This window comes from Bogoriella caseilytica, assembly GCF_003752405.1.
GTDB classification, from domain to species: Bacteria; Actinomycetota; Actinomycetes; order Actinomycetales; family Actinomycetaceae; genus Allobogoriella; species Allobogoriella caseilytica.
Genome location: NZ_RKHK01000001.1, coordinates 82,412 through 97,570 on the forward strand (window position 1 = coordinate 82,412; position 15,159 = coordinate 97,570).

General features: G+C 67.9%; 12 protein-coding genes, 1 tRNA gene and 1 pseudogene. 5 read left to right on the forward strand and 9 right to left on the reverse strand.

The window, feature by feature from the left end; genetic code table 11:
• The first annotated feature begins 102 nt into the window (after positions 1 to 102).
• Positions 103 to 1,011, forward strand: coding sequence for a PAC2 family protein (locus tag EDD31_RS00370; RefSeq protein ID WP_123302417.1), 909 nt, complete (start codon positions 103 to 105; stop codon positions 1,009 to 1,011).
• A 1-nt stretch (position 1,012) separates the two neighbouring features.
• Here the strand turns inward: EDD31_RS00370 and EDD31_RS00375 are convergent, their stop codons facing one another.
• From EDD31_RS00375 to EDD31_RS00385, 3 genes are all read right to left on the reverse strand, one after another.
• Complete coding sequence (locus EDD31_RS00375) at positions 1,013 to 2,011, reverse strand: IS481 family transposase (protein ID WP_123302418.1); 999 nt, start codon at positions 2,009 to 2,011, stop codon at positions 1,013 to 1,015.
• Between the two features lie 114 nt (positions 2,012 to 2,125).
• Entirely contained in the window at positions 2,126 to 3,385 is a 1,260-nt protein-coding gene (gene mshC, locus EDD31_RS00380; protein ID WP_123302419.1) for a cysteine--1-D-myo-inosityl 2-amino-2-deoxy-alpha-D-glucopyranoside ligase, read from the reverse strand.
• 70 nt (positions 3,386 to 3,455) lie between these two features.
• Positions 3,456 to 4,352 carry an undecaprenyl-diphosphate phosphatase gene (locus EDD31_RS00385; RefSeq protein ID WP_211336015.1) on the reverse strand — a complete coding sequence of 299 codons (897 nt, stop codon included), beginning with the start codon at positions 4,350 to 4,352 and terminating at the stop codon, positions 3,456 to 3,458.
• 58 nt (positions 4,353 to 4,410) lie between these two features.
• On the opposite strand from EDD31_RS00385, the gene EDD31_RS00390 reads away from it, so the two are divergent.
• On the forward strand, positions 4,411 to 5,352 hold the full coding sequence (locus EDD31_RS00390; protein WP_123302421.1) for an aldo/keto reductase: 942 nt from the start codon (positions 4,411 to 4,413) through the stop codon (positions 5,350 to 5,352).
• Between the two features lie 24 nt (positions 5,353 to 5,376).
• On the opposite strand, the gene EDD31_RS14600 is transcribed toward EDD31_RS00390, so the two are convergent.
• Positions 5,377 to 5,664, reverse strand: a complete 288-nt coding sequence (locus EDD31_RS14600) for a DNA primase (protein WP_148058820.1) — start codon at positions 5,662 to 5,664, stop codon at positions 5,377 to 5,379.
• A gap of 34 nt (positions 5,665 to 5,698) precedes the next feature.
• Here EDD31_RS14600 and EDD31_RS00395 point away from each other — a divergent pair, with 34 nt between their 5' ends.
• Entirely contained in the window at positions 5,699 to 5,950 is a 252-nt protein-coding gene (locus EDD31_RS00395; protein WP_123302422.1) for a DUF5703 family protein, read from the forward strand.
• Between the two features lie 75 nt (positions 5,951 to 6,025).
• Here the strand turns inward: EDD31_RS00395 and EDD31_RS00400 are convergent, their stop codons facing one another.
• Positions 6,026 to 9,706: an endo-1,4-beta-xylanase gene (locus tag EDD31_RS00400; protein ID WP_170163131.1), complete on the reverse strand. Its 3,681-nt coding sequence runs from the start codon at positions 9,704 to 9,706 to the stop codon at positions 6,026 to 6,028.
• Positions 9,707 to 9,920: 214 nt separating this feature from the next.
• Between EDD31_RS00400 and EDD31_RS00405 the strand changes: the two genes are divergently transcribed.
• Positions 9,921 to 12,029: a M3 family metallopeptidase gene (locus tag EDD31_RS00405; protein ID WP_123304900.1), complete on the forward strand. Its 2,109-nt coding sequence runs from the start codon at positions 9,921 to 9,923 to the stop codon at positions 12,027 to 12,029.
• A 51-nt stretch (positions 12,030 to 12,080) separates the two neighbouring features.
• Positions 12,081 to 13,403 carry a M20/M25/M40 family metallo-hydrolase gene (locus EDD31_RS00410; RefSeq protein WP_123302424.1) on the forward strand — a complete coding sequence of 441 codons (1,323 nt, stop codon included), beginning with the start codon at positions 12,081 to 12,083 and terminating at the stop codon, positions 13,401 to 13,403.
• Positions 13,404 to 13,469: 66 nt separating this feature from the next.
• On the opposite strand, the pseudogene EDD31_RS00415 reads toward EDD31_RS00410, so the two are convergent.
• The 4 genes and pseudogenes from EDD31_RS00415 to EDD31_RS00430 all read right to left on the reverse strand — a co-directional run.
• Positions 13,470 to 13,928, reverse strand: a pseudogene (locus EDD31_RS00415) (pyrophosphohydrolase domain-containing protein); the annotation flags it as partial.
• Between the two features lie 124 nt (positions 13,929 to 14,052).
• Positions 14,053 to 14,138 (reverse strand) — tRNA-Leu (locus tag EDD31_RS00420).
• A gap of 153 nt (positions 14,139 to 14,291) precedes the next feature.
• Positions 14,292 to 14,744, reverse strand: coding sequence for a Dps family protein (locus EDD31_RS00425; protein WP_123302426.1), 453 nt, complete (start codon positions 14,742 to 14,744; stop codon positions 14,292 to 14,294).
• A 137-nt stretch (positions 14,745 to 14,881) separates the two neighbouring features.
• A complete protein-coding gene (locus EDD31_RS00430; RefSeq protein WP_123302427.1) occupies positions 14,882 to 15,061 on the reverse strand; it encodes a hypothetical protein in 180 nt (59 codons plus the stop codon).
• Between the last annotated feature and the right edge of the window lie 98 nt (positions 15,062 to 15,159).

The window sequence follows — 15,159 nt, forward strand, 5'->3', positions numbered from 1 at the left end:
CCCTACCGGGCGGTGCCCACGGCACGCCTGCACAGTCCGCGCCGCGCTCAGGCGGCGCTCGTTACCGTCGTCCTCCTCGGCCAAGGTTCTAAGGTTGTGTCCATGAGTGCTGGAGAGTCCCTGCCGGAGGTGCCAGACGGCCCCCTGCCCGGTGCCGTGCTCTTGGCGGCATTCGAGGGCTGGAACGACGCCGGCTCGGCCGCCTCCCAGGCCCTTGAGGTTCTGGCGGAAGGCTGGGACGCCGAGGTCGTGCACGAAATCGACCCACAGGATTTCCACGACTTCCAGGTCAACCGGCCGCAGATGACCACCGAGCCCGGCGGGCAGCGGGTGCTGGCGTGGCCGACCACCACGATCTCCGTGGCCCAGCTTCCGCTCTCTGGGCAGCGCATCGTGCTGGTCCAGGGCATCGAGCCGTCTTTCCGCTGGACCGACTTCTGCGAGGAGATCCTCACCATCGCTCATGGGTTGGACGTGCGCAGCGTGGTGGCCGTGGGCGCCCTGCTGGCGGACGTGCCGCATTCACGGCCGATTCCGGTGCACGCGACCTCGGATGATCCCGAGCTCCAGGATCGCTTGGACGTCGAGTCGTCGCAGTACGAGGGGCCAGCGGGGATCGTCGCCGTCCTGACTCACCTTGCGGCAGAGCGCCAGACCCCCACGCTGAACGTCTGGGCCGCCGTACCGCATTACGTGGCCCAGCCGCCGTCGCCCAAGGCCACGCTGGCGTTGCTCGAGCGCCTGGAGGAAGTCATCGGTGAGCCCATCCCGTTCGGCGATCTGGCCGAGGATGCCCGGGCTTGGCAATCCGGCGTCGACGAACTCGCCGGGCAGGATCCGGACGTCGCGGAGTACATCCAGCAGCTCGAGGAGGTCAAGGATACGGCCGATCTCCCCGAAGCCTCGGGAGAGGCCATCGCGCAGGAGTTCGAGCGCTACCTCCGCCGCCGAGACCTCCCAGGGTCCGACGGCGGCAAGGACGGTGGCGGGCCGCCACGACCGCGGCGCTGAGCTAGATGTGATGTTCAGGGAGGTTGGTCAGTCGGGTGACTGGTGGTCGTCCTCCGGTTGAGGAGTGGGGACGGTGGTGATTGTAGAAGTGCAACCACTGCGGCAGGGCGTCGCGGCGCTGGGTCTCTGAGGTGTAGAAGCGGGCGTAGGCCCATTCCTCGGCCAGAGTGCGGTGGAAGCGTTCGATTTTTCCGTTGGTCTGGGGCCGATATGGCCGGATTCTCTTGGCCTTGATGCCAAGCTCGGCGCAGGCGTGAGCCCACAGCCGCGAGCGGTAGGCAGAGCCGTTGTCGGAAAGGACCCGCTCGACGGCGATCCCGCGCTCGGCGAACCAGGCCACTGCCCGGCGCAGCACGGCTGTGGCGGTGGTGGCCTTCTCATCGGCGTGGATCTCGGCGTAGGCGATCCGGGAGTGGTCATCGATGACCGTGTGCACGTAGCCCCGGCCCAGGCGTGGTGAGCGGTGGAGGGTTCGCTGCCCGGTGCGCTGAGCGGTGGATCGGCGGTTCTTCCCTCCCTGTTCACGCCCGAGGTAGCGGTGTCCGCCGCCGTCGGGGATGTTGCCGAACTTGGTGACATCGACGTGGATCAACGAGCCGGGGTGGTCGTGTTCGTAGCGGCGGATCGCTTCCCCGGTGACCCGGTCGATTCGGGAGAGCCGGTTCAGCCGGCAGCGCACCAGCACAGCGTGAACGGTGCTGGCCGGCACGCCCAGACGCCCAGCGATCTGGACCGGTCCCAGGCGGTGACGCAGCCGCAGCGAGACGATCCGGCGCACCACCTTCTGCGGGGTCTTTGAAGGGCACTGACGCGGGCGCGAGGACCGGTCAGCCATCCCGGCCACCCCTTCGGCGCGGTAGCGCTCAGCCCACTTCCTCGCAGTGTTGGGCGAGACCATGAACATCCGCGCTGCCGTCGTGGGGCTCCAGCCATCGTCAACGATCAGACGCGCCAGGCGCGCCCGGGCACGAGGGGTCAGAGCAGCGTTAGCGTGGGACACGAAGGCCTCCTGGTTGTGAAGCGGTTACTCGACATCTCCACTTCACAACCGGAGGCCTTCACCTCTCAGCAGGCCACGCCGCCCCAGCCCGAACAACCTCCCTGAACATCACAGCTAGAGCGCGACGCCCAGCAGGGCGTCCACGGCGGCGCTGACCTCTGCCGGCGCGGAGCGGCTCATCGTCCCGCCCGCAGCGCTCTCGCCCGCGAGAGCTGAATCCACCCAACGGTCGACCGCTGCCACAGCGGCCGGTGCGTCGAGGTCGGCGGCCAGAGCGGCGCGGACCGCCGTCAGCACTCCCCCAGCCTCTGGCCCGGTGGCGAGCGCGACGGCGCGCCGCCAGCGCTCAAGCCGCTGCTGGGCCGCGTCCAAGTCCGCCGCCCCATACTCCCAGTCCGCGCGGTAATGCCGGCTCAGCAGAATCAGGCGCACCGCCATGGGGTCTGCGCCGTCGGCGAGGAGACCGGAGACAAGTACCAGGTTGCCGCGGGACTTGCTCATCTTTCCGCCGTCGAATCCCACCATGCCGGCATGAGAGTGCACGCCGACCGGGTGGTCGTTTCCGGTGAGGACGCGCAAGTGCGACTCGCTGAGTTCGTGATGGGGGAAGACCAGGTCGCTGCCGCCACCGGCCACATCCACTTTCCCGCCCAGATGGACCTCTTGGAGGCAGGCACACTCCACGTGCCAACCCGGGCGCCCGCGCCCGAGTTCGGCCGCGTTCCACGCCGGTTCGCCGGGCCGCTCGGCACGCCAGAGCAACGGGTCGAGTGGATCCTTCTTTCCAGCGCGATCCGGGTCGCCGCCGTTCTCCGCTGAGAGCCGCACCATCCGCTCCCGGTCGAAGCCGCAGCTGCTGCCCACCAGCGGGTCAGCCGAGAGATCGGCGTAGATGTCGCCGTTCTCCATCCGATAGGCGGCGCCCGCAGCGAGCATGCGGCGGACACCACCGGCGATGAGATCCACGGAGTCCACGACCGAGGCGAAGACCGTGGGGGGCACCACGCGCAACGCCGTCATGTCGCCCCGGAAGAGCTCCACCTGGCTCTCAGCGAGATCGCGCCAATCGACGCCGGTTTCCTGTGCGCGCTCCAGCAGGGGGTCGTCGACGTCGGTGACGTTCTGCGCGTAGACCACGTCGCGTCCCGCGTCCCGCAGGGCACGGACGAGCAGGTCGTAGGCCACGTAGGTATTGGCATGACCGAGGTGGGTGGCGTCATAGGGCGTGATGCCGCAGACATAGATCCGCACTGGCTCATCGGCTGCTGCACTCCCACCCACCGGCTGAAGCTCATCGGTGGGGGTGTCGAAGAGCCGGACCACCTCACCGGTTCCGGGTGGGCAAGGGAGAACGGGTTCCGGCCAAGACTGCACGGGACGACGATATCGGCCCGCGACCGTCCGTGCTTGCCCAAGCCGTCAGCAGACCTGACGGGAAACGGTGCTACGGCGTGATCTCCGGCGCAGTACCCGGGCCCGAGGCCAGCGGGTCGACCACTCCGGTGAGCAGCAGGATCACCACGATCACTGCCAGGCCCAGGCGGTACAGCACGAACGGCGCATACGAGTGAGTGGAGATGTAGCTCAGCAACCAGGCAGTCACTGCGTAACCCACCACGAAGGAGATCACGGTGGCCACCACGATGCCTCCGGCGGAAACCGTGGCCGCCGTCTCCACCGGCTCGCCGAAGATCACATCCCCGAAGAGCTTGTACAGGCCCGACGCCGTCACGGCGGGAATCGCCAAGAGGAAGGCGTAGCGGGTGGCGGCCTCGCGGGTGTAGCCGAGCATCAGGCCGGCGGAGATGGTCGCGCCCGATCGGGAGACACCCGGAATGAGAGCGAGCGCCTGGGCGAAGCCGAAGGTCAGAGCGTGCTTCCAGGTCAGGGTGTCCAAGGTGCGCACACGCCGGGAAGTCATGTCTGCATAGCCGAGCACCAGGCCGAACAGGGCCAGCATGGCCGCAGTGATGTAGAGATTGCGCAGGGCGTGGTCGATGTAGCTCTCCAGCGCCAGGCCCAGTACGGCGATGGGGACTGAACCGGCGATGACGAACCAGCCCATCCGCGCATCAGGATCCTGGGCGCTCACGGGATGGTGCCACCTCGCGATCGGCAGCGAGCGGAACCAATGGGAGATGATCCGCGCGATGTCCTTGCGGAAGTAGAGGATCACGGCAGCCTCGGTGCCCAGCTGAGTGATCGCCGTGAACGCCGCACCCGGGTCATTGCCCGAGGGCAGCATCTCTCCCGCAATGCGCAGGTGCGCCGAGGACGAGATCGGCAAAAACTCCGTCAGGCCTTGCAGCAGCCCCAGAACCACTACTTCCCACCAGGTCACGAAGGCTGACATTACGCCCTGAGACGCCCGCGTCGAGGACGCCGTACGGTTATGCCCTATGGAGCAGCGACAGGTGGGCCGCACGGGCCTGAAGGTCTCCAGCCTCGGGCTGGGCACAATGACCTGGGGGCGGGACACCGAGGACCACGACGCCGCTGAGCAGCTCGAGGTCTTCCTGGATGCCGGCGGCACCCTTATCGACACTGCCGCCAGCTACGGCGATGGCGCCTCCGAAGCTCTGCTCGGACGTCTGCTGGGCGCAGCAGCCCATCGGCGCGACGTCGTGATCGTCTCCAAGGGCGGCGCGCATGGAGCCACCCGTGGGGAGCTGCTCGACGATCTCGACGCCTCGCTGGAACGGCTCGGCACCGATCATCTGGATCTGTGGCTGGTCGCCCGGCCTGATCGCCACACGCCCATGGAGGAGACCGCTGGCGCTCTGGAGTTCGCGCTGAGCAGCGGCCGGACCCGCTACGTCGGCCTCTCCAATTATCCCGCCTGGGGCGCCGCACACCTGTCCACGCTCCTCTCCGCGCTTCCGCCAGGTCTGGCTGCGGTGGAGATGGAGTACTCGCTCCTGCAGCGCGGCATCGAGCGCGACCTGCTGCCTGCGGCACACGAGCTCGGCTTCGGGGTTCTCGCCTGGTCGCCGCTGGGCCGCGGCATCCTCACGGGAAAGTACCGCTCCACGGTTCCGGCGAGTTCGCGGGCCGCCTCGGCGCATCTACGCGGGTTCGTGGAGCCCTATCTGGGTGATGCCTCCCGGGCGGTGGTGGAGGCGGTGGCGACAGCGGCCTCCGGACTGGAGCGCAGCGCAGCCGAGGTCGCGCTGGCCTGGGCACGAGATGCTCCGGGGATCTCCTCGGCCATCGTGGGTGCACGCAGCGCCGCTCAGCTCCGTGGCACGCTCGGCGCGGTCGACCTCGAGCTGCCCGCCCCCATCCGGGCGGTCCTCGATGAGGTCACGGATCTTGAAGTCGGATACCCCGAACGCTTCTGAACGGCCAGGGACCGTCCACCCGGCTCAGCGACGCTCGCTGTCGTCCTCGTCGCTGTCGTCTTCGTCGTCTTCGTCGTCAAAAAGGTCTTCGAGGTCGTCGTCCTCGTCGTCATCGGCGTAGATGTCGAAGGGCGTGTCGACCCCGAACGAGGTGAAGAGAGCGTCGTCATAGGTGTCGAAGGCGTCCATCAGCGTGTTCGCCGCAGACACCACACGTGGAGAGTCGTTGTCGCGAGCTCCCACTGCTGCGGCGTAGTGTGCTTCGAACGCAGCGATCAGTCGCTCGAGTGCGGCCCGCGGGTCGTTGGTCATGCCTGAAGCGTAACGCCGTGCGGAAGGATGTGGGATGCCCGATCAGAACGACAGTCCAGTCACGGTTCGTTCGCGCCGGCCTCGTCGCAAGGACGGGGCCGCGTTCTACGAGTACCGCACGGTGACTCTGCCCGGAACGATCTCGCGCGGTGACGTGCGCCGCCTGCTCACCGACGAGGCCGAGTACGGGCGCTGGGAGTTGGCCCGAACGCGCATCTACATGGGCGGAACGCGCAAGGTCTGGCTCCGGCGCAAGGCCATGCGAGTCGAACAGACCCTGTACTGAACTCCGCCGACGCCGTGGCGGCGACACCCGAGAGGGTGCCGCCGCCACGACCGTCAGCGAACGACGCTCACCCGGTTACGAGCCCCCACCGAAGCGTCCATGGAGAGATCCCCGGGCAACACTGGAGATCACGAGCCCCATCAAGGCGAGCAGACCAGCCAGAGCCAGCAGCGGCCCAGTCTGCGCTCCGGTCACGGGCAACGCCCCTCCCCCGGTCCCCGCGCCCGGTGCTCCGTCACCCGGGGTGCCGTCACCCGGCGCACCGTCACCGGGGGCTTCGTCGTCATCTCCGTCGTCCACGCCGGCCGGCGCCACGATGGTGAGGTCGGTCCATCCGATGAGCTCTCCCTCGAGGCTGTAGGCGGCGAGCTGGTGCGAACCGACCGAGTCGAGCGGAGCGGTCAGCACGGCGATCCGCTCAGCCGAGAGGGTCACCTCGCCGAGATCCACCGGCTCGGAGAAGAGCCAGAAGCGGAGCTGCTCCCCGCCGAGATCCTCGTCCTCGGCCATCACCTCGAAGTCCTCGCCAGCCACCACCGGGTCGGTCAGGACCGCGAGGCCACCGCGATTCTCCTCGTCCAGGCCCTCGCGATCAGGCGGCCAGACGACCCCGGGGCCGTCGTCGTCATCGTCCTCGCCATCCTCGTCCTGCACGGCGTCCACGAGCCGGATCACGCCCCAGCGCTGGGTGTTCTGGTAGCCGTTCCCGGTCGGGTCTGCCCAACTGGTCACCAGGCGCGCGCCTTCGTGGGAGTCATTGACCTGGACGTCGAAGCCATGCAGCGTGCCCAGCCCGCCCATGTCACGCAGGTCGATCACGGCACGCACCCGGTAGCCGTCCTCCGTGGGCATCGTTTCCGAGCTGATCTGCTCGAGCTGGTACTCCTCATCACCCGTACCCACCGAGACTTCGTTGGTCGCGGAGATGCGGAACTGGAAGTCGTACTGCTCGCTCAGCAGATGGTGCCCCTCGCGTGAGGCAATGCGGTAGGTGCCGTTCCGAGCATTCCCGAGGTCGAGGAAGAACTCCACCGAGTCCTGAACCCACGGGTCGGAGTGGGAGACGTCGATCTCGGGGTCGGTGACGTCGGCGAGGATGTGCAGCTCGTCCTCATGCCACAGCAGCCGGACCTCCGCGGTGGCACCATCGCGGCCACCGGTCTCGATCTCAGTCTGCGTCACCAATCCGGCCGCCTCACTAAAGAGGTCGACGTCCGCCGGGTCGAGGACCGGCTCGGCTTCGGCCTCCGGTGCTTCGTGGTAGCTGAGTTCCTCCACGAAGGTGAAGGTGCCGTTCGTCCAGGAGTCGCCATCGGCAGTGACCACAGCAGGAAGGTTCTGCCCTGCACTCAGCCCCGGCAAGGGCACCTCGGTGACCCCGTCCGGTGCCAGCGGGAAGGACTCGCCAGCGATGTCGAGCGTGGCCGAGGACGCTTCGGAGTCGACATAGACGGTCAGGCCGTCCTCGTGCCAGTGGGCCTGGAACTCTGCCACCTCATTCGAGGTGGCGTGCAGCGGGAGCCGGTCCCAGTAGCCCTCCACCGCAGGATCCGTCGGCGCCTGACCGTCGTAGAAGATCAGTGCCGAGTTCTCCTGCGGGGGCAGCTCGGCATCGATGACTCCGTAGTAGGCGTACTTGGGACTGAAATCGTCATTGAAGACCAGCGGCGCTTGGGCGGCGCGCCAGGAGCGGCCGTCGTTCAGGCCCCAGATGGCCACCGAGTCCAGCTGATGGTTCGAGGACCACTCCCGGAAGAGCCGGAAGGCATCCCGGTAGTGGTAGCCCTGGTCGATCAGGGCGCCCTCGGTGACGCTGGTCCCCACGGTGATGTCGAGCTCGGTCACCAGCTGAGGCATGTCGGGGAAGGCCGCCTCCACATCGTTGAGGGCCTGCTGCAGAGCCGAGATCGGCATGGAGAGGTTCAGATGGAACTGGTGAGCGAAGCCATCCACGGGGGCGCCGCGGCGAAGCAGCCGATCGGTCAGTCCGATCATGCGGGCACGCTTGGCGGAGATCTCCGTGTTGTAGTCGTTGATGTAAAGAGCCACGGGCCGGTCGCTGCCGGCCTCGGCGTACTCGTCGTTGAAGTACCGCTCGGCGTACTCGAAGGCCCGATCCACGTAGGTCTCGTCGCCCCAGATCTGATACCACTGCGATCGACGCATGCCATCGGCGTGGTCCGAGCCGTCAGCGATGACCTCATTGACCACATCCCAGGCCACCATCGGGTTGCCGGGCGAGCCGTAGGGCCCGTACTCCTCGGCGATCACCTCGGCGACGTTCCGGATGTGCTCCTCCATGCGGCTGTCGAGTGCTTCGCGGGTCAAGGTCTCCCCGGAGTCGTCCTGGAAGAACCAGTCCGGTGTCTGGGAGTGCCAGACCAGCACGTGGCCGTAGACACCGAGGTCGTTGGCCACCGCGTAGTCGAGGATGGCGCGCGCCTGGGCGTGCATGGCGAAGGTGTCGATGCCGACCCCGGTGTACCAGGCTTCGGGCTTCATGTGGTTCTCGGCCGTCACCCGGTCGAAGTGGTGGTTGACCACCTGCGATGCGGTTCCGGTGGTCTCGCGCACGTCGATGGCGACCCCCAGCGGGAAGTCCACGGTGTCCTGCAGGGGCGTGATCCCCGGATCGAAAGTCGCCTCCACCGCAGCCACCTCGATGTTGTCGATGTGGAAGGAGGAGGTGTTCCCCGGCGCGCCGCCGTCCCAGGCGGTCTCGAAGTAGATCTCGAGCGACTCATTGTCCGGGGTGGTGAAGCGCTGCTCCACGTAGATCCATTCGGTGTTCGAGAACCCGGAGAACTGGCCCAGGCTCGAGTAGGACGTGGAACCTTCGGTGGTGACCGCAGCAGAGAGCGTGATGTCGCCTGGCTCCTCGCCGTCGGCGAAGCGTATCCAGGCGCTGAGGTCGTACTGCACGCCACTGGCCAGCGCCTCGGTGGCGTCGGCACCAATGCCCTGCCCTTGATGCGTCCGGTCGCTCACCAATGCGGAGTAGGTGCCCGCGTAGCTCGCGTCGTCGCTGACGGTCACGCTGTGCTCGTGGTCCTCGGCATACCGCGGGCGCCACGCGCCGAGTTCCCCGTCCTCGAAATCGTGGCTGAGGGCGGCTGGATTGTCGGCCGGGGGCGGCGCGGGATCGTCTCCGTCGTCCTCGCCCGGGATCAGCATCAATGAGGCTTCGCCCAGGTGGTAGGTGTACGCATTCACGTCTGCGGCAGCGCCGGTGCCAATATAGCCACGGAAGGCCTCGAGGTCGGTCTGCGCAGTGATCTCGAAGTCGGCGGTCAGCGTGACCCACTCACCGGGTTCCGCGGTGACGCCCGGGCCCCACGCATAGTTGAAGGCACTGTCCTCATCATCGGCGACCCATCGTGCCTCGGCCGCTCCAGCGACGTCACCGCTGAGCTGGAATGTGGCCGAGAAGCGGACGATGTCACCGGGCTCAGCGAGATCGGCAAGCAGTCCGGGCGGGGACTGGATGCCGTGGTAGTCGGCCTCACGAGCGACCGCCAGCGCTGCCTGGCCATCGACGACGTCGAAACTCAGACGCTCGGGGCCGCCGCTGTCCACCCAGTCACCGAGGGACTCCTCACCGAAGTCAGCGTCGAGAAGTGTGACGGCACCCGGGGGATCCGGGGCTTCCGGGTCTGGATCAGCAACGGCACCCGGGAGGGCGGTCAGGCTGAGTGGGAGGGCCAGCGCGGCGCCGGCGATCGTGGCGGGCAGGGCACGTTGCCAAGTCGGTCTCATGACGCTCCATTGCGTTCGAGCACCACCTCGAGTGGTCGGTGCTTGGGGACTGCGACGTCCATCACGATAGCGATACCTTGCGGCCCAAACAACCGCAATATGCGCCCTCATTCTCGCAACACTTTCGGGCCTTCGCCGAGGTTGCCGGTCGGAGGCCCGGGCCATGACACGTCATTCTGAGGATCTCCAGGCCGTGCCTGGCATGATGGCGAGCATGTCCCACTCTCCTGCCGACCTCGATCCGGCCAACCCGCTCGTCGCGCCCTCCGCGCTGCCCTTCGGCTTGCCAGACTTCGCAGCCATCGACATCGCGCACCTCCGGCCGGCGCTCGAGGCCGGGATGGCTGAGCAGCGCGCCGAGTGGGAAGCCATCGCCACCGATGACGCTCTCCCGGATGTGGCCAACACGCTGGAGGCCTTGGAGCGGTCCGGTCAGCTGCTCACGCGCGCCTCCGTGCTGTTTCGTACGCTCTCCTCCGCAGTGGGTGGCGAGGAGATCGACGCCCTGGAGGCGGAGATCACCCCGGCTCTGACGGCGCACCGTGACGCGCTGTGGCTGGACACCCGGATCTTTGATCGCATCGAGTCGCTGGTCAACGCCGGGCCGTTGCTCGATCTCGATGGCGAGACCGAACGGCTGCTCCAGGAGTACCGCAGAAACTTCGTGCGGGCGGGCGTCAAGCTCAGCCCGGCTGAGACCGAGGAACTTCGCGCTCTCAACGGTCGCCTCGGCGACCTGCAGACCGAGTTCCGCCAGCGCGTGGTCAAAGGCATGTCGGCCGCAGCCGTGCACGTCACGGAGAAGGAGCGGCTCGCCGGCCTGGACGAAGGCACCCTGGCCGCCCTGGCCAAGGCAGCCGCGGACGCCGGCCGCAGTGGCGGCCCCGAGGGCGCCGAGGCGGGGTGGCTGATCTCGCTGCGTCTGCCCACCCAGCAACCGCTCCTGGCGCAGCTCGAAGACGCCGAACTGCGCAGTGAGCTCCTCAGCTCTTCCCTGAACCGCGGCTCCGGTATCGACCCGGAGACCGATACTCGCGGCATCCTGCTGGAGATCGCGCGCGTGCGTGCCGAACGCGCCCGGCTCCTGGGCTACGAGCACCATGCCGGTTATGTGGCCGAGAACTCCACGGCCCAGCAGACCTCTGCGATCAATGAGCGGATGGCGATGCTCGCGGCGCCGGCAGCCCGCAACGCGCATGCCGAGGCCGCAGAGCTTGCCGCGATGCTGCCCGAAGGAGCGGAGCTCAGCCCGGCGGACTGGTCCTACTACGCCGAACGGCTGCGCAAGGAGCGCTTCGAGATCGACGACGCCGCACTGCGCCCCTACCTCGAGCTCAACCGCGTGCTCACCGATGGGGTGTTCTGGGCCGCCCAGCAGCTCTACGGACTCACCATGAAGGAGCGCCCGGACCTGCGCGGCTACGCCGAGGGCGTGCGCGTGTGGGAGGCGCGGGAGGAGAACGGGGAGGCGCTCGGTCTCTTCGTGGGCGACTACTTCTCGCGCCCGGGTAAGCGCGGCGGCGCATGGATGAATCACCTCGTGGACCAGTCCGGCCTGCTTGGGAACCAGCCGGTGGTGGTCAACAACCTCAACCTCACTCCCCCGCCAGAGGGCGAGCCCGCTCTGCTCACCTGGGATGAGGTCCGCACCTGCTTCCACGAGTTCGGCCACGCGTTGCACGGGCTGTTCTCCGATGCTCGCTACCCCACTCTCTCCGGCACCTCGGTTCCGCGTGACTTTGTGGAGTACCCCTCCCAGGTCAACGAGATGTGGATGGAAAACCCCGCGGTGGTGGGTCGCTTCGCGCGCCATCACTCCACGGGCGAACCCCTGCCGGAGGAGCTGCTGCGTCAGGTCATCGAGGCTGCCGGCTACGGCGAGGGTTTCGCGACGTGTGAGTACCTGGGGGCCGCGATCATCGACCAGGCCTGGCACCAGCTCGCACCGGAGGACGTGCCGAGCGACCCCGAGGAGGTCACCTCCTTCGAGCTCGCCGCGCTCGCGCGAGCCGGCCTCGACCTGGACCTGGTACCCCCGCGCTATCGGTCCACCTACCTCAACCACTCCTTCGGTGGCGGATACGACGCCGGCTATTACTCCTACATCTGGTCCGAGGTGCTCGACGCCGACACGGTGGGCTGGTTCACCACTGAAGGGCAGATCGCCGGCGACGGTGGACTCAACCGGATGGCCGGCCAGCGGTTCCGCGAGCTACTGCTCTCCCGCGGCAACACCCAGGATCCTTTGGCGTCCTTCCGCGAGCTACGTGGGCGGGAGCCGGACACTGAGCCGCTCCTGGTGCGCCGCGGGCTGACCGGCTAGCGCCATGGAACGGTGCGGCCTGGGCGGCTTCGGCCCTTGTAGCCTCACGCTATGACTGACTCTCCTGCGTTGCGCCCCGAGGATGAGGTCGCTGAGCTGTGCCGCGACCTCATCCGGATCGATACCTCCAACTTCGGTGACGGCTCCGGCCCTGGGGAACGGGCCGCCGCCGAGTACGTGATGGAGAAGCTCACCGAGGTGGGTTTCGACCCGGAGTACATCGAGTCCGCGCCAGGCCGCGCCAACGTAGTACTGCGCATCGCTGGTGAGGACCCTTCGCGGCCGGCCCTGGTCCTGCACGGCCACACCGACGTCGTGCCGGCTGCGGCCGATGACTGGTCGGTCGACCCCTTCGCCGCCGAGGTCAAGGACGGCATGATCTGGGGCCGAGGTGCCGTGGACATGAAGGACATGGACGCCATGATCCTGGCCGTGGTGCGCGATATGGGTCGCACCGGCTGGCGCCCGCCGCGCGACCTCATCGTGGCCTTCTTCGCCGATGAAGAGGCCGGGGGGAAGCTCGGTGCACGGTACCTGGTGGACAACCGCCCCGATCTGTTCGAGGGAGCGAGCGAAGCGATCAGCGAGGTGGGCGGTTTCTCGGTGGAGATCGATGGCCGCCGCGCCTACCTGCTGCAGACCGCTGAGAAGGGCATGGCCTGGCTCAAACTCGTCGCCGATGGCACAGCAGGTCACGGTTCGCAGGTGAACCCCGACAACGCCGTGACGCGCTTGGCCGGGGCCGTGCACCGCATCGGTGAGCACTCCTGGCCGATGCACCTGACCAAGACCGTGCAGCAACTGCTCGACGGCGTGGCAGAGCTGACCGGAACGAGCTACTCGGCCGAGGACCCCGAGAGCATCGGGCGCCTGGTGGACGCGCTGGGCCCGGCAAAGAAGTTCGTCGGTGCTACCTTGCGGACCGGCGCGAACCCCAGTCAGCTGGACGCCGGGTATAAGGCAAATGTCATCCCGGGCCGGGCGACCGCGACGGTGGACGTGCGGTACCCGCCCGGCCAGGAGGACGCCACGATGGCCACCCTGGCGGAACTGGCGGGCGAGGGCGTGAGCATCGAGGACATCCACCGGGACATCGCGCTGGAGGTGCCTTTCTCCGGCAACCTGGTCGACTCCATGGTGGCAGCGATCGATGCCGAGGACCCGGGCTCGGTGGTGCTGCCCTACATGCTGTCCGGAGGCACCGACAACAAGTCGCTCTCCCGCCTGGGGGTCACCGGTTACGGCTTCGCGCCCCTGCGCCTTCCTCCGGAGCTCGACTTCGCCGGAATGTTCCATGGCGTGGACGAGCGCGTGCCGGTGGAGGCGCTGCACTTCGGGGTGCGAGTGCTGGAGCGCCTGCTGCGCACGAGCTGAGCAGGGCCAGGCGCCACCGGTCCCGCAGTGCGGGATCTCCGGCTGCGCGGCCGGCGCCCCTGGCGCCTAGCTGCGCGGCCGGTGCCCGTGGCGCGCCAGGACGCCGGCGACGTCGGGCCGGAAGAAGCCTGGGCCCTTGAGAACCTTGCCGTCCTCGCGGTAGATCGGCTGGCCATCCTCTCCTAGCTTGGAGAGGTTGGAGGCCTGGATCTCCTCGAGGACGTCCGCCAGCGGGATCCCGAGTTCGAGTGCCATGCCGTAGATGACGTAGACGAGGTCCGCCAGCGCGTCCGCGGTCTCCACGGTGTCCCGTGAGCCGTCGTCCGCGGCTACGGCGCGCGTGTAGGCGGCGGCGACCTCGGATCCGGCTTCCTTGCCGTAGACCGCCTCGACCAGTTCGGCGAACTCCTCAGCCACGAGCGCCATGCGCATGTGAGTGCGCTCGCGACTCACCTCCGGCGCGTCGTCGACCACCGGCAGGCGGTACGTCTCATGGAACTGGCGGACGAGAGCTTCGGGGTCGCGTGGCGAGGGCGTCGAGACAGAGGACATGCCCGCGAGCGTATCGCGGCTAGAGCCACGATCGGAGCGTGGCAGAGAAAAAGCCTCAGGCCCGGGATAATCCAGACCTGAGGCTGTCTTCCTACGGTGTCCGAGGGGGGACTTGAACCCCCACGCCCTTATACGGGCACTAGCACCTCAAGCTAGCGCGTCTGCCATTTCCGCCACCCGGACGGGGTGATCACTGGCCTCTGCGGATCGCTCCTCAGGGCCAGGCAACGGCCACAAAGATAGCACGCAGGCCGAGCGATCCCGGCGCTGAATCCCGCTCGGAAGCTGCTTCGTGAGTGACCCCACAGTGCGGACGCGGGCCGGGTGCTCGAGCCGTCAGCTTGCTGAGGCGCGGAACATCCAGGCGTGCTTCTCGAGGCCGAAGACGACCCCGCTGAGGAGGTCCTGGGTGGGGAGATCGCTTTCCAGTGCAGGTAGGTGCGTGCGAATGCGCTCGGCGGCTGCGGTGAGGCGTTCGTCGAACTGCCGAATGACCTTGTCGGTGGAGAGCTGACCGCCGTCGAGCTTCTCCACGCGGGTAGTGGAACTGACGGTCTCGGTTCGACCGTCGGGGGTTCCACCGAGGGCGACGAGGCGTTCTGCGACGTCGTCGGACCAGAGGCGCAAGTCGTCGATGACCTCGTCGAGCTGGAGGTGCACGGAGCGGAAGTGGGGTCCGTAGACGTTCCAGTGGGCCTGTTTGCCTTGCAGGGCCAGATCGATCAGGTCGGTCATAGTCTCTTGCAGGGCGGCAGCGACAGCTTCCGAGGGGCTGGGCGTGTGAGGCATGACTGCTCTCCTTCGGTAGGGTTCCTGATCCCAGCCTAGGAGGTTGTGGCAGCCGACGCGGTCCTGCTCGCGCGCGGTATTGCGGGCTGAGCGGCGCGTCCTACCACGTGGGCAGGAGGGCAGTGGCGACTGGTGATCTAGTCTTCGTCGTCCTGCGCGCCCCCCTCGGTGCCGTCATCGGTGTCCGCGTCCTCAGTGTTCTCCGGGCCGTCGATGTCCACTGGGGACGAGTCGCTGTCATCCGCGCACCCGGCGGTCACCAGGAGCGCAGCAGCGGCCAGCGCTGTGGCGGTTCGCGTCAAGGTCGATGTGTTCATCTTCCGAGTCTGGGGCGAGACTAGCCGCCCCGCCACTTGCCGCCGCTCCGTGCGCGCGGGAGTCGTCAGCTCGCCCTCGGGTGCTTGTGACGGCCCGG